This is a genomic window from Roseovarius amoyensis, from assembly GCF_003260265.1.
Taxonomy (GTDB): Bacteria; Pseudomonadota; Alphaproteobacteria; order Rhodobacterales; family Rhodobacteraceae; genus Roseovarius; species Roseovarius amoyensis.
This window is the reverse complement of the sequence record NZ_QITQ01000019.1, coordinates 22,388-43,591: the sequence shown is the minus strand read 5'-3', so window position 1 is coordinate 43,591 and position 21,204 is coordinate 22,388. Positions and strand designations below refer to the sequence as shown.

Below are 21,204 nucleotides of genomic sequence, written 5' to 3'. Positions count from 1 at the left end.
AGAGCAAAAACCAACGAGCCGTTTGTGCGCGACTACTGGGAAGAGGTATTTGTCGTGTCGGGCACCCTGACTGACAGCGACGGCATCGTGGCGCGCCCGGCATTGGCGATCTGGCCGTTGACCGAACCCAGCGTAATGATCTGCCCCTAGCCCTGCGCCACCACCTCGGCCCCCGCCTCTGCCAGGTCGCGGACGCAGGCCACGCCGATGCCCCCGGCCCCGCCCCTGACCAGCGCGCGACGCCCCTGCAAGCTCATGAGTTCAGCCGTCTTCCACCCAGCGGAAACAGGAAACACTTGTCGCGCCGGATCATCAGCCACATCGGCTTGCCCTTGGCAGGCAGGAACACATTCGGCACCGTCACCTTGAAGATCGAGCCGTCGTAATCCATGCGGAATTCCACCAGGCTTTCAGACCCCAGGAACCGCGCGCGCTTGACCACCCCGCGCGCCGGTGTGCCCATCTCGATGGTTGGATCGGGGCCACGCCCGTTGCGGTCAAAGTCCAGCTTGACGTGCTGGGGGCGGATCACGATGTCGACCTCGTTGCCCTCATGCACGCCCGGCGCCAGGAACTGGCCAAAGGCGGTTTCCACCAGCGATCCATGCACGCGGCCGCGGATCACGTTGATATCGCTGAAGAACGCCACCGCGTCCCGGTCGGCCGGCGCGTTGTAGATGTTGTAGGGCGCGCCCTCCTGCACGATCTGCCCGTTGCGCATCAGCGCAATCTTGTCGGCCATGCGCATTGCCTCTTCGGGCTCGTGCGTGACCAGCAGCACGGCGGTGTCCTGTTCGCGCAGGATTTCCAGCGTCTCGTCGCGGATGCCGTCGCGCAACCGGTTGTCGAGGCCCGAAAACGGCTCGTCCATCAGCATGATCGACGGCCCTGGCGCCAACGCCCGCGCCAGAGCGACGCGCTGCTGTTCGCCGCCCGACAATTCATGCGGATAGGCGCTGTAATATTGCCCCAGCCCCACCCGTTCCAGCAGGTCGCGCACCCGCCGTTCCACCGTCGCCTTGTCGCCGGACAGGCCGAAACCCACGTTCTCGCTAACCCGCAGGTGCGGGAACAACGCGAAATCCTGGAACATCAGGCCAATGTTGCGCCGCTCGGGCGGGATGCGGAAAATCGTGTCGCAGACCAGCTTGCCATCGACCCAGATTTCGCCGCTGTCCTGCATCTCGACCCCGGCGATCATGCGCAGCGTCGTCGACTTGCCGCAGCCCGACGGCCCCAGCAGGCAGGTCACCTGCCCCGGATGCACCTGCAGCGACACATCATCGACCACCACGCGCCCGCCATAGCGGCGCATCAGGTGCCTGACTTCGAGTCTGGGGGGGGCTGCGCTCAACTGGGCCTCATTGCTGTCTGACGGAATTACTTGGGATTACCCCGGGCAGATATCAATCCCGCCGCGCGGGCGCAAGCGCGCCGCTTACGGGGACGCTTTCAGCGCCTTGTCCAGTTCGGGGCGGAATCGCTGCTCGTAATCGTCGCCCACCAGCGGGCCGATGAACTTGTAAAGCACGGTGCCGTCGCCCCCGATGATGAAGGTCTCGGGCGGGCCGGTCACGCCCCATTCGATGGCCGCGCGCCCGCTCGGGTCAAAGGCGATGCCGGCAAAGGGGTTGCCGTCATCATCGAGATAGCCGTTGGCCTGGGCCTCGGCATCCTTGAAATTGACGCCATAAAGGCGAATGCCCTCTTCGCTCAGGCGGTGCAGCGTGGGGTGCTCGGCGCGGCAGGGCGGGCACCAGCTGGCCCAGAAATTGACCACGCTCACCTCGCCCGCGCGCAGGTCGGCATCATTGAACCCCTCGCGCCCCGGCAGGCTGGCCGCAGGCACCGGCGGGGCCTCGCGCCCGATGAAGGTCGAGGGCAGGTCGTCGGGATTGTCACGCTGCATCCCGAAGAAAAAGAGCGCCGCAAGAGCCGCGAATATCAGCGGCGGCGCGATCATCAGTGGCGATACCCTAGCCATGTGGATTCCTAGTTCGATACATTGAAATCTGGGCGCAACAGAGGTTCGCGCCCGGCCCCGAGGGTGGGCGCCGCTGAACCCGGAACAACGGCGCAGTTGTGAAAGACTGTGCAACAGCTTGAAAGGTATCGATCGTTTCGCGCCCGCCCTGGGGGGCGGGGTCGGGCGCGAACCGGATCGCAAGCGATCCGGTAGAAACTGGTCAATGTCGCGAATTCGAGAGTCAGATGACTAGCCATCTTTTCTCATCTTTCCTTCGATATCCTGCAACTCTTTCCTGACCCGGCGCGCGCGGCGGACGCTGGCCACGGTCAGCACCACCAGCAGCAGCAGCGACACGGCATAGGACGACAGCACCGCCTCGGCGTATTTTCCCAGATCCGGCATCATCCCATCCGCTCCCTCGCCAGCAGCGCGCGCATCCGGCGGGCGCGGATCTCGGTCTGCGTGCGCAGGATCACCAGCGCGACAAAGAACAGCACGAACCCTGCCATCGTCACCACCAGCGGATACCAGAACACGTCTGCCACGTTTTCCTCTCTGTCCAGGCTGAGCGAGGCCCCCTGGTGCAGCCCCTGGTTCCAGAAATTCACCGCGTAGCGGCTGAGCAGCGCGAATACCGACCCGACAAGGCACAATATCGCGGTCAGGTCGGCTGCGGTGTCATCGTTTTCTATCGCGCTCCACAGGGCAATATAGCCCAGGTAGAACAGGAACAGGATCAGGAACGAGGTCAGCCTCGGGTCCCACGCCCACCAGGTGCCCCACATCGGCTGGCCCCAGATTGCGCCGGTGACCAGCGCGATCACCGTCATCACCATGCCGATGGGCGCGGCGGCCCGGGCCGCCAGCGCGCTGACATGGTGGCGTCGCACGATCCACACCAGCGAGGTGACCAGCATCATCAGCCAGATATTGATCGCCATCAGCGCCGAGGGCACGTGCAGATAGATGATCTTGACGGTCGATCCCTGGCGGTAATCCTCAGGCGTGAAAAAGAAACCCCAGATCAGCCCCGCAACCATGCAAAGCCCGGCGAGAACCGAAATCGCGGGCAGCACCCGGTCGGTGGTCTCGATGAATTTCTTCGGGTTGGCGTATTGCCACAACGCGTTGAAGTTCATGCCCGCATTCCCGCCCTCATCGCAGATTGATCCTCAATACCGCAGCCGATGCAAAAGGCAAAAGCGCGATCGTGCCGCAGGTGATACCGGCCAGCATCAACAGCGGCGTGGAATAGTCCAGCCCCTCGGCGCCACGCCGGGCCATTTCGGCCCCGAAGATCAGCGTCGGCATATAAAGCGGCAGCACCAGCAGCGACAACAGCAACCCGCCCCGTTTCAGCCCCACAGTCAGCGCCGCGCCGAAGGTGCCGATCACGCTCAGCGCCGGGGTGCCCAGCAGCAGCGACAGAACCATCGGGCCGTAGCCTGCGGCGGGCAGGCTCAGCAGCAGGGCAAAGACCGGCGAGGCCAGCACCAGCGGCAGCCCCGTCGTCAGCCAATGCGCCAGCGCCTTGACGCTGACAGCCCCCTCCATCGGCAGGGGCGCGGTGGCCAGCAGGTCCAGGCTGCCATCCTCCCAATCCAGAGCGAATATGCGGTCGAGCGACAGCAGGCAGGCCAGCAAGGCGCCCAGCCACAATATGCCGGGCGCGATGGCGGCCAGCAGTTGCGTGCGCGGCCCCACCCCAAAGGGCACCAGCGTCACCACGATCAGGAAAAAGGCCAGGCCAAGGCCAAAGCCCCCGCCAGCCCGCACCGCAAGGCGCAGATCGCGTGCCAGCAGCGCGATCACAAGAACGCCTCGTCAAAATCGTCCAGCTCGGCTGGTCGCGCGCGAAACGGGCCCAGGTCCAACACTGTTGCATCATCGAGCCCCAGCTCGATATGCGTGGCCAGCAGGGCCGCACCGCCACCTGCCAGGTGCGCCGCCACCGCATCGGCGAACATCGCCACCGCGTCGCGGTCGAGCGAAACAGTGGGTTCATCCAGCAGCCACACCCGCCGCCCCGTCACCAGCAGCCGCGCCAGCCCCAGCCGGCGTTTTTGCCCCGCCGACAGCATCCCCGCAGGGCGATCGGCCAACGGTGCCAGGGCAAAGGCGTCGAGCGCCTGCGAAATGTCCGACTTGCCAAAGACCTGCGCCCAAAAGCTCAGGTTTTCGGCAACGCTCAGCGTGGCCTTGATCCCGTCGGCATGGCCGGCATAGATCAGTGTTTCGGGTTCCGAGCGCACCGTGCCCGCCAGCGGCGGCTGCAAGCCCGCCACCGTGCGCAACAACGTCGTCTTGCCGATCCCGTTGGGTCCGCGCAGCACCAGCGCCCGCCCCGGCGGCAGCGCGAACGACACCCCCTCAAGCACACGCACCCCGCCCCGCGCGACGGCCAGATCGGAAACCTCAAGCGTCATGGCGATCCCTTAGCGCAAAGGGGGGTGACGGGAAAGCGGGAACGGGCATGCCCCGGCGCACGGGCCGATCAGACCGGCAACAGCGCCACCGCGACGCGCCGGCCCTCGGCAAGCAGCACGTTGTAGGTGCGGCAGGCAGCGGGCGAATTCATCGCCTCGACGCCCAATCCCGCCTCTTCCAGCCGCGCTCGCAGCGCGGCGGGCGGGTGGGCCGTCTCGGCCCCGGTGCCCAGGAACAGCACGTCGATGTCATCCATCAGCGCCAGCAGCGGGTCGATATCCTCGAACCCGCCCCAGACGCGGGCGCCGGCGGCGGTGACCAGCACCGCCCCCTCGATCACCTGGCCGCCGATGCGGAAAAACCCCGCGCCGTAGCCGTCGATCGGGGTCGCGGCGTCGAACCTGATCTCATGCAGTTGCATGGCCCTACCCTGTCAGACCCGCCCGGCAGCAACAAGCATGCCGTCAGGCATCGATATCGCCGAACTGCGTGCCGGCGCTGGCGTTGGTTTTCGACCAGTCGCGCTTGACCCCCAGCCACAACAACATGGTGCTGGCCACGAAGACCGACGAATAGGTCCCCACGATCACACCCCAGATCATCGCGAATACGAACCCGCGAATGACGTCGCCGCCCAGGAAATAGAGCGCCACCAGCGCCAGCAGCGTGGTGACCGAGGTCATGGTGGTCCGGCTCAGCGTCTCGTTGATCGAAATGTTCAGCACCTCTGACAGCGTGATCTTCTTGTACTTGCGCAGGTTCTCGCGCACGCGGTCAAAGACCACGACTGTATCGTTCAGCGAATAGCCGACGATGGTCAGCAAGGCCGCGATGATGGCCAGGTCAAACTGTATCTGAAGCTCGGAAAAGATACCGATGGTCAGCGCCACGTCATGCACCAGCGCCACCACCGCACCGACCGCGAACTGCCATTCGAACCGCAGCCAGATATAGATCAGCACCGCCCCGATGGCCAGGATCACCGCAATCGCCGCGGTCTGGATCAGCTCACCCGAAACCTTGGGCCCGACGCTTTCGACGGATGTAAAGGCGACGTCCGGTATGGCCTTTTGCAGCTCTGACTCGATCCGGGCGATGATGTCGGCCGATACGGCCTCTTGTTCGTCCTGCGCCTGCACCCTGATCATGGTGACGTTCTTGTCGGGGCCGAAGGTGGGGTCGAACACCTCGGTGATCGAGATATCGCCCAGCCCCAGCGGCTGAATCGCGTCGCGGTAGGTGCCGATATCGACCGCCTGCGCGCTTTCGGTGCGGATGGTGGTCCCGCCGCGGAAATCGATGCCGTAGTTCAGCCCCTGCATCAGGAACGACCCGATCGCGACCACGATCAACACACCCGAAATGCCCAGCCAGATCTTCCAGCGGCGGAAGAAATCAAAGCTGGTCTGCCCAGGCACGAGCCGCAGCGTGCGCCCCTGCAGCACCGTCTTGGGTCGCTTGCGTTCGAACCACATCACCACCAGCAGGCGGGTGACATAGATCGCCGTGAATACCGAGGTGATGATCCCCAGCCCCAGGGTGATGGAAAAGCCCCTGACCGGGCCGCTGCCCATGACGAACAGGATCATCGCGGTGATGAAGGTGGTGATATTGGCGTCCGCGATCGAACTCAGCGCCCGCTCATAGCCCAGCTCGATGGCGCGGGCGGGGCCGCGCGCGGTGCGCATTTCCTCGCGGATGCGCTCGAATATCAGCACGTTGGCATCCACCGCCATGCCGATGGTCAGCACGATCCCGGCGATGCCCGGCAGCGTCAGCGTGGCGCCTATGACACTGAGCAGACCAAAGATAAGCCCGACGTTGATGATCAGCGCGATATTGGCAAACAGCCCGAACAGGCCATAGGCCGCGAACATGAACACCAGCACCAGCGCAAAGGCAGCTATACAGGCGATCTTGCCGGCTTCGATGCTGTCGGCGCCCAATTCTGGCCCGATGGTACGTTCCTCAAGAAACTCCAGCCCGGCAGGCAGCGCGCCCGCGCGCAGCAGCACCGCCAGCTGGGTGCTTTCCTCGACGGTGAACCGCCCGGTGATGATGCCCGAACCACCGGCGATATGGGCCTGGATCACCGGCGCGCTGATAACCTCATTATCCAGCACGATGGCAAAGGGGTTGCCGATGTTCTCGCCAGTATAATCGCCGAACTTGCGTGCGCCCGTGGGATTGAAACGGAACGCCACCGCCGGGCGGCCATTCTGGTCGAAATCGGGCTGTGCATCGACCAGTTCCTCGCCGCTCACCACCGGCGCGGTTTCGAGGATGTAATAAACACCTTCCTCGTCCAGCGACGGCACCACCTCGTTTCCGGGGCCCGCGCGCTCATCCGGGTTGGTGGTGCGCCCCACCACCGGCTGAAACGTCAGCTGCGCGGTGGTGCCGATGATTTCCTTCAGCTCGGCGGCGCTGCCGATGCCGGGCACCTGGATCAGGATACGGTCGCTGCCCTGGCGCTGAATGGTGGGCTCGCGGGTGCCCACCTCGTCGATGCGGCGGCGCACGATTTCCAGCGCCTGGCGCAGGGTGCGTTCGTCGGTGGCGCGCTTTTCGGCCTCGCTGAGAGTTACCAGAATGTTGGCGCCATCAGTTGCGACCTCGATATCCGAGGCATTAACGCCAGTCAGACTGGTCACCGGCCGCGCCAGCCCCCGCACCAGCGAGGCGGCATATTCGATTTCGTCAGGTTTTTCGACCAGCCCCACCCGCAGCACGCCGTCCTGCACGCCCTGCAGCCGGATCGGCCCGACGCGGTCGCGCTCTTCGCGCAGCAGGTCGCGGATTTCGGGCCACATCGACTCGATCCGCGTCTCATAGACGTCCTGCACCTTGACCTCGGCCAACAGGTGCGCACCGCCCCGCAGGTCAAGCCCCAGGTTGACCAGACTGGACGGCAGCCAGTCCGGCCACAAGGCGGCCTTTTCGTCCAGGCTGGGGGCCTCTGCCCCCGCCTCTATCGCCGCGACGGCGTCGTTGTGGGTTTCGACCCTTGTATAAAAGGCGTTTGGCAGCGCCAGCAGCAGCCCGACCGCCACCAGAAACCAGATGGAAATCCGCTTCCACAGGTCGATCTGAAGCATGTTTTAGCCTTTTTATTGGGTCGTTGGATGGGCCGGAATCAGCCCTCGGCAGGCTCGGTCTTGGACAGCACCTGGGCAATGGTCGACTTGACCACCCGCACCTTGACGCCCTGGGCAAGCTCGACCTCGATCTCGTCGTCGTCCTTGACCTTGGCAACCTTGCCGATCAGGCCACCCTGGGTGACCACCTGATCGCCGCGCCGCATCGCCTCGACCATCGCCTTGTGATCCTTCAGTTTTTTCTGCTGAGGCCGGATCAGCAGGAAATACATGATCGCAAAGATCAGAATGAGGGGAAGAAATTGGCCAATGGCATCCATGCGCGCGTTCCTTTGTGGCTGGGCTGGCGGCCCGGGGCCGCGAAATTCTGCGCGAACCTAAGGTTCGGGCGGTGCATTTGCAAGGCGCGAAAGGGTAACAGTTCAACGGGGCGCGCAAGGCGCCACATTGCCGGGCAACGCCATCCCGCCAAGGCGCGTTGCACGGCACCGCACAAGGGGGCGTGCCTTATGACAGGATCGCGGTTAAGTTGCGTCGAGGAGGAGGGAACAGCCCGTTGAACAAGGACAACAAACCCGATCTTCTGGACTGGCTGGGCATGCGCAGCACCCCGGCCTATCAGGTCGCACGCTGGATGGGACCAGTGATCAGCCTGATGATAATCCTTCTGATCCTGCTTGCGATCACCACCGCGTTCATGGTGCTGATCCAGGCGGTATTCTTCGGCCTTCCGGACACACCTGGCGCCGGGCTAGGCACCGGCGCGGTGGCCGTGGCGATTATCGGCGCGCCCTTCGTGATCTGGCGGGCGATCGTCGCGCAAAAGACGGTCGATGTGCAGGAACAGGGCCTCATCACCGACCGGATCAACAAGGCGGTAGAAGGTCTGGGAGCGGAAAAGACGGTCAACTGGATTGGACAATCCATTTCGACATCCAGACCGGAAATAAACGGCGGTGAAGCGTATTCGCGAACCAGAATTCGCAGACAAGGCGAAACTATTCCGCTTGATGATCATGAGAACATTGTAGATGAGGCAGAATGGCAACCCTTCACTGAGACCGAACCCAACCTAGAAGTGCGCATCGGCGCGATCTATGCGCTGGAACGCATCGCGCAGGACAGCGACCGCGACCATGTGCAGATCATGGAAATCCTCTGCGCCTATATCCGCCACAACGCCCCGGTCAGCAGCCTTGCGCCCAAAGATAAACCAGACAAAAACGGCAAGATCAGAAGCGACGTCCAAACGGCACTGACGGCTATCGGTAGACGCTCTGCCAAGGCTTTGGAGAAAGAGCGCGCACAAGAATATCGGCTCGACCTTCGCCAGTCAGACCTGAGCTACGCAAGCTTTGGCAAAGGAAACTTCGCTGGTGCAATCCTGTTTGGCTGCCGCCTTGAGGGTTGTAACTTTCATCGGACCAACTTTAGGGGCGTGATCCTGAGCAAATCGCTTCTTAACTTTTCACATTTCTTATCCACAGACCTAACGGGGGCGAGGCTGGACCACGCCGTACTTAACAGACCAGTTCTGCAACATAATGGGTCAGGAGGGACTACATTAGGCCTCGCTACTCTTAGGGGAGTTTCTTTTCCCGGAGCAGATTTTCCGGCGGTGAATAGTTTAGGAACTATCGCTCCTATGAACGAAATCATGGGCAGTTGGGACACACGACTTGGCACAAACTTAGAAACGAAAAAACCATCTAGGGACGTCATGGAAGCAAACATTTTTCGAAATACGGATGACCTTTCAGACGATCAATTACCTCACCTGCAAGAAATCGACGCGGCAGGTTTCAAGTACTGGATCCCTTTCAACGCAGACGACGGTGCCCTTGAACACTTCAGAGCTGAATTCCTAAAGGCGCTGGGTCTCAACCATTGGCCATTCAAAGTGCAAGACCCTTGATCTTTTCCCTCGATCCCCACCCTACACCCCGCCCGAAATCTGGGGCATAAGGCGGCGGACGACTCATTGCCCCGGGGGAGCGAACCCATGCACGACATCCGCGCGATCCGCGAAAATCCGCAAGCCTTCGACGCCGCGCTGGCCCGGCGCGGGGTGGATGCACCTTCGCCCGCCATCCTGGCGCTGGACGAGGAACGCCGCGCACGCATCCTGGCGGCCGAGACCGCCCAGGCCGAGCAGAACCGCGCCAGCAAGGAAGTGGGCGCCGCCAAGGCGCGCGGCGACGAGGCAGAGTTCGAGCGCCTGCGCGCACTGGTCGCCGCGAAAAAGGCCGAGGTGGCCAAACTGCAAACCGAGGCGGGCGAGCTGGACACCAGGCTGACCGAGATGCTGGCCGGGCTGCCCAACCTGCCGCTCGACGACGTGCCGGACGGTGCGGACGAGGCCGACAACGTCGAAATCCGCCGCTGGGGAGAGCCCCGCACACTCGATTTCGCGCCGCGAGAGCATTTCGAGATCGAAGGCGTCAAGACCGGCATGGATTTCGAAACCGCGGCCAAGCTGTCGGGTTCGCGCTTCGTCGTGCTGTCGGGGGCCGTCGCACGCATTCACCGGGCGCTGGCGCAGTTCATGCTGGACGTGCACATCACCGAAAACGGGCTGACCGAGACCTGGACGCCGGTGCTGGTGCGCGAGGAAATGATGTACGGCACCGGGCAGTTGCCCAAGTTCGGCGAAGACAGCTATCGCACCACCAACGGCTGGTGGCTGGTGCCCACCGCCGAGGTGCCGCTGACCAACATCGTCGCCGGCGAGGTCATCGAAGAGAACAGCCTGCCGCGCCGCCATGTCGCCCATACTCAGTGCTTTCGCTCCGAGGCCGGCAGCGCAGGCAAGGACACCGCCGGGATGCTGCGCCAGCATCAGTTCGAAAAGGTCGAGATGGTGTCGATCACCCACCCCGACCACAGCCGCGACGAACTGGAGCGCATGACAGGCTGTGCCGAGGGCATCCTGCAGCGGCTGAACCTGTCCTATCGCACGGTGGCTCTGTGCACCGGCGACATCGGGTTCGGCGCGCGGCGCACCCACGATATCGAGGTCTGGCTGCCCGGCCAGAACACCTATCGCGAAATCTCATCGGTCTCGGTCTGCGGTGATTTCCAGGCCCGGCGGATGAACGCCCGTTTCCGCCCCGCAGGCGGCGGCAAGCCGCAATTCGTGCATACGCTCAACGGTTCGGGGCTGGCGGTGGGGCGCTGCCTGATCGCGGTGCTGGAAAACGGCCAGCAGGCGGATGGTACGGTCGATCTGCCCGAGGCGCTGCACCCCTATCTGGGCGGGCGCACGCGCCTGACGCCCGGGGGACAACTGGCCTGACAGGGCCGGCCGGTCACGGGCCGCGCATGACGCGGCCCTAGGCCGCCGCTTCGTCTTCGGGCTTTGGTGCGTAACGCATGCACAGCTGGCCGATCTCGAACGGCGCCAGCTGCATCGCCACGCAGGCGCAATAGCCGCCCTTGTCACGATCCTGGTAATGGTCGCATTTGTCGCAGGTGCCGAATGCATGGGCGCCGCGTTCGCGCGCCAGCGCCACCGCCAGGTCGGGCAACAGCCGTGACAATGTCGCCTGGTCCAGCGGTGCCAGACGGTCGATTGCCATTGTCAGGTGGCGCAGCGGGTCCTGCGCCATCAATGCACAGCCCTCCTCGGTCAGGTCGAACTGCATGCTGCGCCGGTCGTGTTCGGCCCGCCGTCCCACCAACAGCCCCCTTGCCGTCAGCGTCTTGATTGTCTGCGAGGCGGTGCCGCGCGTCGTGGCCTGGAATTCGGCAAAGGCCGACGGCGTGCGCGAGGCGCGGTTGGCGCGGGCGAAATAGCGCAGCGCGCTCCATTGTGCGGCGGTCATGCCGGCGGCGCCGCCGCAATCCTCGCCACGCGCGGCGCGACCGATATGCACGATCATCTCGGCCAGCTTCAGGGCGCACGGTGTGGAATCATCTGGCTCGATCATGAGAATTTAATAGCGACTCGAAATCAAATTGACAAGCCGCGTGCAGTCCATATGATTTCGAATCGAAACCAAATGGTCAGAAACGAGACATCCAAGCCAGCATCGAAGCGCGCCATGAACAAACCCTACATTCCCACCACCACCGCCAGCGAGGCCGTCCGCGCCCGCCCCGCCCTGTTGAGCGAGGTCGAAGAGCGCCGCCTCGCCCGTGCATGGCGCGACAAGGGCGACATCGAGGCGCGCAACCGGCTGGTCACAGCCTTTACCCCGCTGGTGATGTCGATGACCCAGCGCTTTACCAAGACCCGCGCCCAGGACGACCCCGACATGATGCAGCACGCCTTTCTCGGGCTGATGCGCGCGGCGGACGGGTTCGACCCCGAACGCGGCGTGCGGTTTTCGACCTATGCCGCCTGGTGGGTGCGGGCCGAGTTACAGGATTACCGGATGGCCAACTGGTCGCTGGTGCGGCGCGGGCGGTCAGCCAAGGCGCGCAAGGCGTTCTTTCGGCTCGGCCCGGTCGAGGCGTCGCTGCCGCACGACCCCGCGCAAACGGCCGAAGACCGCGATATCCGCATTGCCCAACTTTTGGGTGTCGCGCCCAGGGAACTGGATGGTATGCGCCGTCAGTTCGGCGCCGCCGACAGCTCGCTCAACCGCCTGACCGGCGAGGGTGAGGGCGGAACCCAAGCGGTCGACCTGCTGCCGGACCCCAATTGCGATGTCGAGGCCGAAGTGGCCGCCCGTCACGACCTGGCCGTGATCCGCAAGGCGCTGGGCCGGCACCTGCACCGCCTGCCCGACCGCGAACGCGACATCGTCATCGCCAACGTCATGCAGGACCCGCCCAAGACATTGCAGGACCTGGGCGAAACCTATGGCATCTCGCGCGAACGCGTGCGCCAGCTGCGCGAACGCGGGCTGGAACGGCTGCGCGAATCGCTGGGACAAGAGGAAGGGGCGCTGGTGACCCTTCCTTGACCGGGGGCGTTCCGATGCCAGGGGTCGCACCGGTGTCGGAACGCCTCCTTTGATCTGCCTCTCCCCATCATGAATTCGTCGGACGGGTGGTTTGGCCCTTGCAAGGTGTGACCCCGGCTTTGAGGCCGGGGCCGGGAACCGCGCCACTTGGCGCGGCACGCCTTATTCGGCCAGAATGCCCATATCGACCGCCGCGGCGAGCTCGTCCTCGCTGACTTCGCCGGAACCGTCGGCATCGGCGGTGGCAAAGGTTTCCTCGGTCATATCGGGATAAGCCGCCATCAGCTCATCCATCGAATAGGCGCCGTTGCCGTCGGTATCCTCGACAGCGGCGGCGGATGCCTGAACTGCGGTGACCGCCATCGCGGCGGCAAGGAACAGTACATGCGTTTTCATTGGGGTCTCAACTCCAGTGGCGGCTATTGCCGCCGGACGAGGGCACAACTGCCCACTCGCGGAATTTGGCAGTTTTCACCGCCAAATCAAGATGTATCCAGACGCCGCACGCCGCCATCGGCGCCAAATGGCCGATGCGGTTTACCGTTTCTTCACAGCGGCTTATCCGGCGGCGATTGCCGCCTCCTCGCGCCGTGGCGGGAACGGCACCAGTCTTTGGCGCTCTTCATCCCACAGCTTCAGCCGAAAGCTGGCGATGGCCTCGGGCCAGCGGATCACCTCGTGGCTTTTCAGCTCGTCCGGCAGGGCCTTTTGGCACTGGCGCAGCCGGTAGGACGGGATCGCGGGGTTGTAGTGATGCAGATCGTGATAGGCGATGTTGCCAGTGCCGATATCCCACCAGTGGCCAAGGTCCAGCGAACTGGACCCCACCAGCGTCGCCTTGCGGAAATCGAGATCGGGCTTGCGGTCCCAGTAGGTGTCTTCGAAATTGTGCTGCAGATAGACTAGGAACACCCCGATCACCCCCGCCAGCACGGCGCTGAGGCCCAGCACCACCAGACCGGCCACCCCCAGCGTCAGCCAGACCACGATCGCCCAGGCCGCCACCGCGATATTGTGCGCGATCACGCCGCCCACCCCCACCTTGCGGGTATTGCGGGGCCAGCGATAGACGATGAAATAGGTGAAAATCCCCCCCAACGACAGCATCGCCAGTGGGTTGCGATAAAGCCGGTACCACAGCCGTCTGAGCGGTGGCGCCGCCCGCCATTCGGCCAGCGTCATGGTATAGACCTCGGTCGATTCGCGATGGTCGAGGTTGCCCAGATAGGCGTGGTGCAGGTTGTGATTGTACTGCATCACCCGGTAGGGCGTCAGCGAAAAGACCGACAGCAGGTGCCCGGCCACATCGTTGACCCACCTGGTTTCGAACAGCGAATAATGCCCGCAATCGTGCTGCAGCACGTAGAGCCGGACAGAGGCAAAGGCCAGCACCACCACCATCGGCACCGATATCCACGGCAGCGCCGCATACTGCGCCCCGATCACCAGCGCCACCGCATAGGCGGCCAGCGTGGCGGTCAGGCTCAGTCCGCCCATCGCATCGCGCTTGGTGGCGTAGGCCCGTGTATGGCTGCGTATATCCGTCATCCCGACACCTCGTCCGATTCGGCGCCAGCGCATCCGCCAGCCGGCGTTCGTCCCGGCCGAGCATGGGATTTTTTGCCCTCTCTTGGCAAGTACACAGGCGGCAGTTTGCCGCCCGTTTCGCGGCTGAACGGCCACGCGCGCGCCGGAAAGCCGTACGGGCCGGCCATTGACTCTGCCGCCCGCACAACCACATCCCATCCCATGAACCGCATGAAAGCCATCCTCACCCTGACCGCAGCAGTGGCATTCCTGTTGTCGCCGCTGACGACGACGGGCTTTAACGGGTTCCGGCCCGATCAGTTCCCCCTGCCGCAGATCGACCCGCCGGTACAGCCCGAGGGGTACGCCTTTGCCATCTGGGGGTTGATCTATCTGTGGCTGGTGGCGGGGGCCGCATTCGGGCTGCTGGCGCGCGCCGAGGCGCCCGACTGGGATGCCCCGCGCTGGCCGCTGATCGTCAGCCTCGTCGTGGGCGCCGCCTGGATCCCGGTGGCGCAGATGTCGCCCCTTTGGGCCACGGTGCTGATCTGGGTCATGCTGGTGACAGCCATCATGGCGCTCTTGTCCTGCGGCCGGGGTGACCGCCTGTGGCTGGCCGTGCCGGTCGCGCTTTATGCCGGGTGGCTGACGGCGGCCTCCTGCGTGGCGCTGGCGCTGGTTCTGGCCGGTCACAGCATCATGGGGGAACAGGCCGCGGCGATCGCGATGATCGTGCTGGCGCTGGTCATCGGCGCTGGGGTCCTGATTGCCCGCCCGAACACCCCGGAATACGCGCTGACGCTGGTCTGGGCGCTGGTTGGCATCATCGTCAGCAACCTGGAGCCACGAAACATCGCGGTTCTGGCGCTATGCGTCGCCGGTATCGCGGTGCTGGGCACGCTGGTCGTGCGACAGCGCCAGCGGGGCGCCTGAGCTGCGGCAATCGAAGGCCGCCGATGTCGCCGCCCCTACCCCTTTTTGTCGAGATGCTTGCGCAGCTTCGACGGGCCCGGCTTACGCCGCCCCTTGAAGGGGTTCTTGTCCGCCTGGCTGCGGAAAAACAGCCGGATCGGCGTGCCGGGCATGTCGAAATCCTCGCGCAGCCCGCCGATCAGGTAGCGCGAATAGCTTTCGGGCAGCTTTTCGGGATACGAGCACATCACCACGAACCCGGGCGGCCGGGTCTTGACCTGGGTCATATAGCGCAAGCGGATGCGCCGCCCGCCCGGTGCCGGCGGCGGGTGCTGTGCCAGCATCCCCTCAAGCCAGCGGTTCAGCCGCGCGGTGCTGACGCGCCGGTTCCAGACATCATGGGCACGCTCCACCGCCGCGCGCAGCCGGTCCAGCCCCCGCCCGGTCTTGGCCGACACGGTGACCAGCGGCGCGCCCCGCAACTGCGGCAGCAGGCGGTCGAACGCCTCGCGCAGTTCCGCCAGCTTTTCGCGCTTGTTTTGCTCGACGTCCCACTTGTTGACGGCCACCACCACCGCACGCCCCTCGCGCGAGGCCAGGTCGGCGATGCGCAGGTCCTGTTGCTCGAACGGAATCGCCGCATCCAGCAGCACGACCACCACCTCGGCAAAACGCACCGCGCGCAACCCGTCGGCAACCGACAGCTTTTCCAGCTTGTCCTGCACCTTGGCCCGCTTGCGCATCCCGGCAGTGTCGAACAGGCGCACCGGCATCCCGTCCCAGTCGATCCTGAGCGAGATGGCATCCCGGGTTATCCCGGCCTCGGGGCCGGTCAGCAACCGGTCCTCGCCAAGTATCTTGTTGATCAGGGTCGATTTTCCGGCGTTCGGACGCCCCACCACGGCAACCTGCAGCGGGCGTTCGGGGGTGGGCTTGTGCGCCGCATCCCCGGGCATGGCATCGCCGTCGACGATATCGACATCCGTCCGGGGCGCCTCTTCGGGTGCGTCCTCTGCCGCCTCGGCAAAGGCATCGGCCAGCGGGCGCAGCCGGGCATAAAGTTCGTCCAACCCCTGCCCGTGTTCGGCCGACAGCGCCACCGGCTCGCCAAGACCCAGCGTCCATGCCTCGATCACGCCGGAATCGGCGGCCGAGCCCTCGGCCTTGTTGGCGGCCAGGATCACATGGTTCGAACGCCGGCGCAGGATGTCGGCGAAGACCTCGTCATCGGGGGTGACACCGGTGCGCGCGTCGATCAGGAACAGGCAGATATCAGCCATTTCGACCGCCCGTTCGGTCAGCCGCCGCATCCGCCCCTCGAGCGAGGCATCGGTCGCCTCTTCCAGCCCGGCGGTGTCGATCACGGTAAAACGCAGGTCCAGCAGCCGCGCCGCGCCTTCACGCAGGTCGCGGGTCACGCCGGGACGGTCATCGACCAGCGCCAGGCGCTTGCCGACAAGGCGGTTGAACAACGTCGACTTGCCCACATTGGGCCGCCCGACGATGGCGAGGGTGAAACTCATGATGCGCTCCAGGGCGGGGTCAGGCAGTCCCCATAGCGCAGATGCGCGTCAGCGGAAAGCCAGCAACTGTCCCTTGGTCGAAACCACGTAAAGCGTGCCATTGGCCACCACCGGGTTGGTGGTTGCACCGCCCGGCAACGGGATCGTGCCCAGTGCCTGGCCGCTTTGCGGGTCGAACAGCCGCATCAGCCCGTCATTCGAGGCCACGATCAGCCGTCCGCCGGCGATGATCGGCCCGTAATGGGCGAAAATCTCGTTCTGCTTGCGCGGCTTGGCCTTGGTGAAGAAGGGCAGCTTTACCCCCCACTGCCGGCTGCCATCGCGCGCCGAAAGGCGCAGCAGCTCGTTACGGTCGGAGATCATGAACAGCGACCCGCCAGCCGGCCACACCGGGTTCAGCGGCCCGTCAGGCGCCGTCCACAGGCGTTCGCCATTGCCCAGGCCCAGCGCGATCGTGCGCCCCGCATGGCTGCCGACATAGACGGTGTCGCCGTCGATCACCGGATCGGTGGTGATGTCGGTCACCGCGCCGGTGCCAAAGCCCGCGCGCCGCCCTGCAACCTGTGCATCCCAGCGCCGCAGCCCGCCCTTGCGGAACGCGCCCTGTACCTGGCCCGAGCCAAAGGCGAATACGGCATATTTGTCCGAAATCGCCGGCGCCGGGGCGCCTAGCACGTTATTGTTGTCGGGCGTGCCGGAAACCTGCCACCGGATGCGGCCGTTGCCGGTGTCCAGCGCCCAGCCGATCTCGTCGCCCGAGACCAGATAGACCAGGTCGCCGTATACCGTGGGGCTGCCGGTGCCGGTGGTATCCAGGTCCTGCTGCCAGACGATTTCGCCGGTGCGCGCGTCAAGCGCGGTCATCAGCCCGAAACCGGAAGAGACGAACAGCTTGCCGCCGCCATAGGCCAGCCCGCCGCCACTGGCGTCGTGACCGGATTCGCCCGGCGGCGTCAGGTCGCGCGACCAGACCACCTGGCCCGAAGGTGACACCGCACTGACCCGCGCCAGCGCGTCCAGCGTATAGATCAGCCCCCCGGCCACCACCGGATCGGCGGTGATACGGTTGCGGCGGCTGTCGCCCTCGCCGATGCCGACCGACCAGATCAGCTGTGGCGCGCGGCCCAGCGCCGGATGCGCGGTGCGCGTGGCGGGGCTGGCGATGCTCTGGGGCCATTCGGTGTTGGCGCGGGCGGCGGGCAGCGCCAGCGGCGGCGCCTGTGCCGGCGCTTCGGTCGAGGCGAGCGTGGTTTCACCCGCGCCCTCGGTCAGGACCGAGCGAATATCGTGCCGCTCACCCGGAAGGACATGTTCCTTCTTGGCGCAGGCCGCAAGCAGGACCATGCCCACCAATCCGAAAGAAATCGCAAATGTTTTCAAGGCATTCGCCCCCATCTTGCCGGTGCGCTTGCGCCAATCGCGACCGGCGCATATCAAATTCATCGCCTTCAGGCGGCCAACTCGCCGCCCAGCGCCACGATCACCTGTGCCGCGCGCTGACGCAAGCCCGCCGTTGCCTCGGCATCCTCGACGATCCGTTGCAGCCTATCAAGCGCCGCGTCGCGCTCACCTGTCTCTATATCCAGCAGCGCCAGCTGTTCCTCGGCCAAAAGCCGCACCAGCCCGCCGGATTGCGTCAGACCCTCCAGCCGCATGCGCCGCTCGTCCACGTCCAGCCCGGAATCGGCAATCGCCACCGCCTTGAGCGTGGCGAGCTGACGATAGGCCTGCGGTATCTCTTCGGTGCTGTCGGCCAGGTCCAGCAGGCGGCTTGCGGCCCCGGCGGGGTCGTCGCTGCCCTCCTCGGCGGCGGTCAGCAGGGCCAGCATCGCCTTGCCGCCGGCGCTGGGCGCCTCGACCGTCTCTAGCGCCGTGACGCGGTCCGCGCGCTCAGGCTTTTCCAGCGCCGCCAGAATGGCGTCGCCGAATTTCTGCGCGCTCTGGCGCTCGGCCGACTTGTGCCATTCGTTCCACGCCGCGCCGCCCACCAGCAGCACCACGCACAGCACCGCCAGCCAGCCGTAACGGCGCACATATCCGAACAGCCGGTCGCGCCGGACCTCTTCGGTTACCTCGTCAATAAAGCTGTCGCTATCGCTCACCCTGCACGCCCCGCTGCGCTGCCGCCGTCGTTCCGCCCCTCTTACAGTCTGGGCCGGGCGCTGCCAAGGGGCGGCGGATGTTGCACGACCGCACCAATTCCACGCACTTTGCGGGAAGCTGGCAAGAAACCTGACGTACAGGACTACCGGCCGACGCCGGTCGCATCGCGTTTGAATCGCTGTTCCGGATACCGGAAAATGATGTCGTCGGTGACATTGCCTGATTTGGCAGCAAAGTATCCACGGGCCCAAAGCCACCTGCCCCAATCGTGCTTACGCGGTTCTGGAAACTCTCTCTCAGAACGCGGCGGGAAGAATATCCTTTGATCCGCTGCATGACTTTTGACAGCGCAACGTGCGGCGGTAGGGACATGAACATGTGGGCGTAATCCTGCGCGAGCACGCCGTTCACGACATACACACCCATTTTGGCGCAGGCTTGGCGGATGATCCCCCAGATAGGCTCTCGCATGGCACAGTGCAGAACCTTGTAGCGGTACTTTGTTGACCCGCGCGACATCTGCGCCCTGCCGATCAGGACCAACGGTGACCGGGTGGTGCGGCCGGCTGGCGCGTGACTGGGCGCTTGAACGCGCGGCATGGCGCCTTGTTGCGAATCACCCCCAGTTTGCCACGCATCTGGGTCGCATGTACCCTCAGGGGAAACAATCGCTCCAGTCACAGGGGATTACAGCAAGGGCACGCACCAATACCTGCATGAATGGGCACGGACCACGCAAGACGTTTGCGGCCTTGGCGCCGATTGTGGCATGATTGTGGCGATTGATAAGTGTATGAATTTTGGGGGAACGGTCATGAAAGCACGTATTGCAGCATTCGGCAGCGCGGGCGCGCTCTGCCTTGGCAGCGTCTCGCAGGCCTCGGCGCAGGGGTTCTGGGATCGTATCTGCCATACCCACCGCAGCTATTGCGGCGGCGGGACCAACGTGCCCGAGATCGACGTATCCAGCGGCCTGCTGGCCGTGGCCGCCGTGGCCGCAACGCTGGCGCTGGTCTGGGAACTGCGCCGCCGGCGCGGCTAATCTGGAAGACGCCTAGATCAGACCCCAGTCGCCGCGCCACGCCGCCACAACGGCAATCAGGGCATTGGCAACGGCATGGGCGGCAATGGCATCCGCCAGCCGCCCGCGTCTGAGATAGATCAGGGCAAAGACCACGCCCGCCACCCCGGCGGCGACGTAGCGGCCATGCAGCGCCGCGAACAGCGCCGACGAGGCCGCGATCGCCAGCACCCGCCGCGACCATCCATCACCATCCAGACGGTGCTGCACGTATCCGCGAAAGAACAGTTCTTCCACCATCGGCACCAGCAGCGCCGTACCGGCGATGCGCACCCCCGCCCACAGCGCGAAGACCACCGGTGACAGCGCCAACAGCGCCGCGGGCGCCGGCCCCGGCGCGGGCGCCGTCCAGACCCAGCCGATGCCGACCGCCGCCCCGGCCAGGACCGCCACCGCGTCGGGGCGCACCAGCAACGGCCCGATGGCGCGGCGCCCCCACCACAGCGCCAGCGCCATCGCCGCCGCCTGCAATGGAAAGGCCAGCGCGGGCGTCCCCCAGAATGCCTGCACGACCACGCCCGAGACCATGAACACGACGAAGGGCACGATGCGGGTGGCAACCTCGTCCTCTGCCAGGGGCGTCGCGGGCGCGGCCTTGCCGCCGCCGGGCCGGCGCAGCCAGGGCAGCCGGTCTGCCGCCAGCAGCACGCCGAACGCCAGCACCAAGAAGAACAGCCAGCCGGCAAAACTGTGAAACCCGTTCTGCGCCAGCCCGGGCGAGACATGCGCCCCGATCAACACCAGCGCGGCAATGCGCAGCACGTTAAGCGCCCAGCTCAGCATCAGGGCCACCGGCAAAACGATGCCCCAGTACGGCACCATCCGCAGGCTGTCACGGAAAAGCCAGGCATAGATGCCCATGAAGGCGGCGATCAGCGCGAACCCCTCGACGCCCGAACAGGAATCGGCCACCGCCACGGCAAAGCCGTTTGTGCCGATGACCTGCATATCGGGCAGCACCAGCACCTCGTCCGCGACCGTCGAAATCACCGCAGCGACGGCGGCAAAGGTGGTTTCAGTCAAAATGCCCCAGTACCACAGCGGCCCGATCAGCGCGGCGATGTCGGGCAGCACCAGCGCCACCAGCCCGATCACCGCCAGCATCCCCGCCCGCGCCCGCAGCCATCCCAGCCAGCCCGAGGGTGCAGCCAGCCAGAACAGCCCCGAAACCAGCGCCGCCAGCCCGCCAAGGCTCAGCGCCGCGAAAACGCCGGCAAAGTGCACGTTCAACTGGTCCGGCACCACCAGCAGCAACGGCGCGAACACCACAGCCATCGCCAGCGCATGAACCAGCGCCCAGCCCCGCCCGCCGCCCGCGCGCGCCGCCGCAATGCGCACCAGCGAATGACGCGCCGCGGGCACCGCCCACAGGTACACCGCCAACAGCGCGCCCAAGCACATCGCCCGCACCGCCGCGCCGCGCAGGGCCCGGCAGGCGGCCTCGATCCCGGTCAGGCGACATTCGACCGGCGCCAGCACCTGAAAGGCCAGCACGATCAGCACCGCCTCGGCGGCAAAAAGGCCGCAAATCATCCAGACCCGTTTCGGCATCATCCTGGCCATATCCGTTTCATTCGGTGCAGAAAGCCGCCCAAACCTGTTGATTTCATGGCGTCTTGCGGGTGATTTCGGCCCCCATCACACCCCCTCGCGC

Annotated in this window: 22 protein-coding genes and 1 pseudogene; 6 read left to right on the top strand and 17 right to left on the bottom strand. The window is 65.2% G+C overall.

Annotation, left to right across the window (positions count from 1 at the left end; all coding sequences use genetic code 11):
• Positions 1-24: 24 nt before the first annotated feature.
• Positions 25-150, top strand: a complete 126-nt coding sequence (locus DL899_RS20100) for a hypothetical protein (protein WP_275426795.1) — start codon at positions 25-27, stop codon at positions 148-150.
• Between the two features lie 103 nt (positions 151-253).
• Here DL899_RS20100 and DL899_RS14600 read toward each other — a convergent pair whose 3' ends face one another.
• From DL899_RS14600 to yajC, 9 genes are all read right to left on the bottom strand, one after another.
• Positions 254-1,315, bottom strand: coding sequence for an ABC transporter ATP-binding protein (locus DL899_RS14600; protein WP_111735098.1), 1,062 nt, complete (start codon positions 1,313-1,315; stop codon positions 254-256).
• A 123-nt stretch (positions 1,316-1,438) separates the two neighbouring features.
• Positions 1,439-1,984 (bottom strand): DsbE family thiol:disulfide interchange protein, encoded by a 546-nt coding sequence (locus tag DL899_RS14595; protein WP_239494716.1) that lies wholly within the window; start codon positions 1,982-1,984, stop codon positions 1,439-1,441.
• Between the two features lie 231 nt (positions 1,985-2,215).
• Positions 2,216-2,374, bottom strand: coding sequence for a heme exporter protein CcmD (ccmD, locus tag DL899_RS14590; protein ID WP_204355320.1), 159 nt, complete (start codon positions 2,372-2,374; stop codon positions 2,216-2,218).
• Positions 2,371-3,108, bottom strand: a complete 738-nt coding sequence (locus DL899_RS14585) for a heme ABC transporter permease (protein ID WP_111735096.1) — start codon at positions 3,106-3,108, stop codon at positions 2,371-2,373. Before DL899_RS14585 ends, ccmD begins: the two co-directional genes overlap by 4 nt.
• Positions 3,109-3,124: 16 nt before the next feature.
• Positions 3,125-3,781 carry a heme exporter protein CcmB gene (ccmB, locus tag DL899_RS14580; protein ID WP_111735095.1) on the bottom strand — a complete coding sequence of 219 codons (657 nt, stop codon included), beginning with the start codon at positions 3,779-3,781 and terminating at the stop codon, positions 3,125-3,127.
• Complete coding sequence (gene ccmA, locus DL899_RS14575) at positions 3,778-4,395, bottom strand: heme ABC exporter ATP-binding protein CcmA (protein ID WP_111735094.1); 618 nt, start codon at positions 4,393-4,395, stop codon at positions 3,778-3,780. Before ccmA ends, ccmB begins: the two co-directional genes overlap by 4 nt.
• A 68-nt stretch (positions 4,396-4,463) precedes the next feature.
• On the bottom strand, positions 4,464-4,817 hold the full coding sequence (locus DL899_RS14570; protein WP_111735093.1) for an Mth938-like domain-containing protein: 354 nt from the start codon (positions 4,815-4,817) through the stop codon (positions 4,464-4,466).
• 43 nt (positions 4,818-4,860) lie between these two features.
• Complete coding sequence (gene secD / locus DL899_RS14565) at positions 4,861-7,494, bottom strand: protein translocase subunit SecD (protein WP_111735092.1); 2,634 nt, start codon at positions 7,492-7,494, stop codon at positions 4,861-4,863.
• A 38-nt stretch (positions 7,495-7,532) separates the two neighbouring features.
• Positions 7,533-7,814: a preprotein translocase subunit YajC gene (yajC, locus tag DL899_RS14560; protein WP_111735091.1), complete on the bottom strand. Its 282-nt coding sequence runs from the start codon at positions 7,812-7,814 to the stop codon at positions 7,533-7,535.
• Between the two features lie 236 nt (positions 7,815-8,050).
• Between yajC and DL899_RS14555 the strand changes: the two genes are divergently transcribed.
• Together DL899_RS14555 and serS are read left to right on the top strand one after the other, a co-directional pair.
• Positions 8,051-9,409, top strand: coding sequence for a pentapeptide repeat-containing protein (locus DL899_RS14555; RefSeq protein ID WP_162685595.1), 1,359 nt, complete (start codon positions 8,051-8,053; stop codon positions 9,407-9,409).
• Positions 9,410-9,496: 87 nt separating this feature from the next.
• Positions 9,497-10,789 carry a serine--tRNA ligase gene (gene serS / locus DL899_RS14550; protein ID WP_111735089.1) on the top strand — a complete coding sequence of 431 codons (1,293 nt, stop codon included), beginning with the start codon at positions 9,497-9,499 and terminating at the stop codon, positions 10,787-10,789.
• Between the two features lie 37 nt (positions 10,790-10,826).
• On the opposite strand, the gene DL899_RS14545 is transcribed toward serS, so the two are convergent.
• Complete coding sequence (locus DL899_RS14545) at positions 10,827-11,423, bottom strand: MarR family winged helix-turn-helix transcriptional regulator (RefSeq protein WP_111735088.1); 597 nt, start codon at positions 11,421-11,423, stop codon at positions 10,827-10,829.
• Between the two features lie 114 nt (positions 11,424-11,537).
• Here DL899_RS14545 and DL899_RS14540 point away from each other — a divergent pair, with 114 nt between their 5' ends.
• Positions 11,538-12,404 (top strand): sigma-70 family RNA polymerase sigma factor, encoded by an 867-nt coding sequence (locus DL899_RS14540; protein ID WP_162685594.1) that lies wholly within the window; start codon positions 11,538-11,540, stop codon positions 12,402-12,404.
• A gap of 162 nt (positions 12,405-12,566) precedes the next feature.
• Here DL899_RS14540 and DL899_RS14535 read toward each other — a convergent pair whose 3' ends face one another.
• Together DL899_RS14535 and DL899_RS14530 are read right to left on the bottom strand one after the other, a co-directional pair.
• On the bottom strand, positions 12,567-12,800 hold the full coding sequence (locus DL899_RS14535) for an EF-hand domain-containing protein (protein ID WP_111735086.1): 234 nt from the start codon (positions 12,798-12,800) through the stop codon (positions 12,567-12,569).
• A gap of 162 nt (positions 12,801-12,962) precedes the next feature.
• On the bottom strand, positions 12,963-13,952 hold the full coding sequence (locus DL899_RS14530; protein WP_111735085.1) for a fatty acid desaturase: 990 nt from the start codon (positions 13,950-13,952) through the stop codon (positions 12,963-12,965).
• Between the two features lie 210 nt (positions 13,953-14,162).
• On the opposite strand from DL899_RS14530, the gene DL899_RS14525 reads away from it, so the two are divergent.
• A complete protein-coding gene (locus DL899_RS14525; RefSeq protein WP_111735127.1) occupies positions 14,163-14,864 on the top strand; it encodes a hypothetical protein in 702 nt (233 codons plus the stop codon).
• Between the two features lie 35 nt (positions 14,865-14,899).
• Here the strand turns inward: DL899_RS14525 and der are convergent, their stop codons facing one another.
• From der to tnpA, 4 genes and pseudogenes are all read right to left on the bottom strand, one after another.
• Positions 14,900-16,366: a ribosome biogenesis GTPase Der gene (gene der, locus DL899_RS14520; RefSeq protein ID WP_111735084.1), complete on the bottom strand. Its 1,467-nt coding sequence runs from the start codon at positions 16,364-16,366 to the stop codon at positions 14,900-14,902.
• A 48-nt stretch (positions 16,367-16,414) separates the two neighbouring features.
• The gene (locus DL899_RS14515; RefSeq protein ID WP_239494715.1) at positions 16,415-17,710 is read right to left on the bottom strand and encodes a PQQ-like beta-propeller repeat protein; all 1,296 of its coding nucleotides are present in this window, start codon (positions 17,708-17,710) and stop codon (positions 16,415-16,417) included.
• A gap of 104 nt (positions 17,711-17,814) precedes the next feature.
• Positions 17,815-18,468 carry a hypothetical protein gene (locus tag DL899_RS14510; RefSeq protein ID WP_111735083.1) on the bottom strand — a complete coding sequence of 218 codons (654 nt, stop codon included), beginning with the start codon at positions 18,466-18,468 and terminating at the stop codon, positions 17,815-17,817.
• 143 nt (positions 18,469-18,611) lie between these two features.
• A pseudogene (tnpA, locus tag DL899_RS14505) lies at positions 18,612-18,988 on the bottom strand (IS200/IS605 family transposase).
• A 295-nt stretch (positions 18,989-19,283) separates the two neighbouring features.
• Between tnpA and DL899_RS14500 the strand changes: the two are divergent.
• Complete coding sequence (locus DL899_RS14500; protein ID WP_111735125.1) at positions 19,284-19,511, top strand: VPEID-CTERM sorting domain-containing protein; 228 nt, start codon at positions 19,284-19,286, stop codon at positions 19,509-19,511.
• Between the two features lie 12 nt (positions 19,512-19,523).
• Here the strand turns inward: DL899_RS14500 and xrtE are convergent, their stop codons facing one another.
• Positions 19,524-21,101: an exosortase E/protease, VPEID-CTERM system gene (xrtE, locus tag DL899_RS14495; RefSeq protein ID WP_476705490.1), complete on the bottom strand. Its 1,578-nt coding sequence runs from the start codon at positions 21,099-21,101 to the stop codon at positions 19,524-19,526.
• Positions 21,102-21,204: the final 103 nt, after the last annotated feature.

Coding starts and splice junctions, on each gene's coding strand:
- serS (WP_111735089.1), top strand. CDS start 9,497: ATGCACGACATCCGCGCGATCCGCGAAAATCCGCAAGCCTTCGACGCC.
- DL899_RS14545 (WP_111735088.1), bottom strand. CDS start 11,423: ATGATCGAGCCAGATGATTCCACACCGTGCGCCCTGAAGCTGGCCGAG.
- yajC (WP_111735091.1), bottom strand. CDS start 7,814: ATGGATGCCATTGGCCAATTTCTTCCCCTCATTCTGATCTTTGCGATC.
- DL899_RS14525 (WP_111735127.1), top strand. CDS start 14,163: ATGAAAGCCATCCTCACCCTGACCGCAGCAGTGGCATTCCTGTTGTCG.
- DL899_RS14540 (WP_162685594.1), top strand. CDS start 11,538: ATGAACAAACCCTACATTCCCACCACCACCGCCAGCGAGGCCGTCCGC.
- DL899_RS14600 (WP_111735098.1), bottom strand. CDS start 1,315: ATGCGCCGCTATGGCGGGCGCGTGGTGGTCGATGATGTGTCGCTGCAG.
- DL899_RS14515 (WP_239494715.1), bottom strand. CDS start 17,710: ATGGTCCTGCTTGCGGCCTGCGCCAAGAAGGAACATGTCCTTCCGGGT.
- DL899_RS14530 (WP_111735085.1), bottom strand. CDS start 13,952: ATGACGGATATACGCAGCCATACACGGGCCTACGCCACCAAGCGCGAT.
- DL899_RS14570 (WP_111735093.1), bottom strand. CDS start 4,817: ATGCAACTGCATGAGATCAGGTTCGACGCCGCGACCCCGATCGACGGC.
- DL899_RS14595 (WP_239494716.1), bottom strand. CDS start 1,984: ATGGCTAGGGTATCGCCACTGATGATCGCGCCGCCGCTGATATTCGCG.
- ccmA (WP_111735094.1), bottom strand. CDS start 4,395: ATGACGCTTGAGGTTTCCGATCTGGCCGTCGCGCGGGGCGGGGTGCGT.
- der (WP_111735084.1), bottom strand. CDS start 16,366: ATGAGTTTCACCCTCGCCATCGTCGGGCGGCCCAATGTGGGCAAGTCG.
- DL899_RS14500 (WP_111735125.1), top strand. CDS start 19,284: ATGAAAGCACGTATTGCAGCATTCGGCAGCGCGGGCGCGCTCTGCCTT.
- ccmD (WP_204355320.1), bottom strand. CDS start 2,374: ATGATGCCGGATCTGGGAAAATACGCCGAGGCGGTGCTGTCGTCCTAT.
- xrtE (WP_476705490.1), bottom strand. CDS start 21,101: ATGCCGAAACGGGTCTGGATGATTTGCGGCCTTTTTGCCGCCGAGGCG.
- secD (WP_111735092.1), bottom strand. CDS start 7,494: ATGCTTCAGATCGACCTGTGGAAGCGGATTTCCATCTGGTTTCTGGTG.
- DL899_RS14535 (WP_111735086.1), bottom strand. CDS start 12,800: ATGAAAACGCATGTACTGTTCCTTGCCGCCGCGATGGCGGTCACCGCA.
- DL899_RS14585 (WP_111735096.1), bottom strand. CDS start 3,108: ATGAACTTCAACGCGTTGTGGCAATACGCCAACCCGAAGAAATTCATC.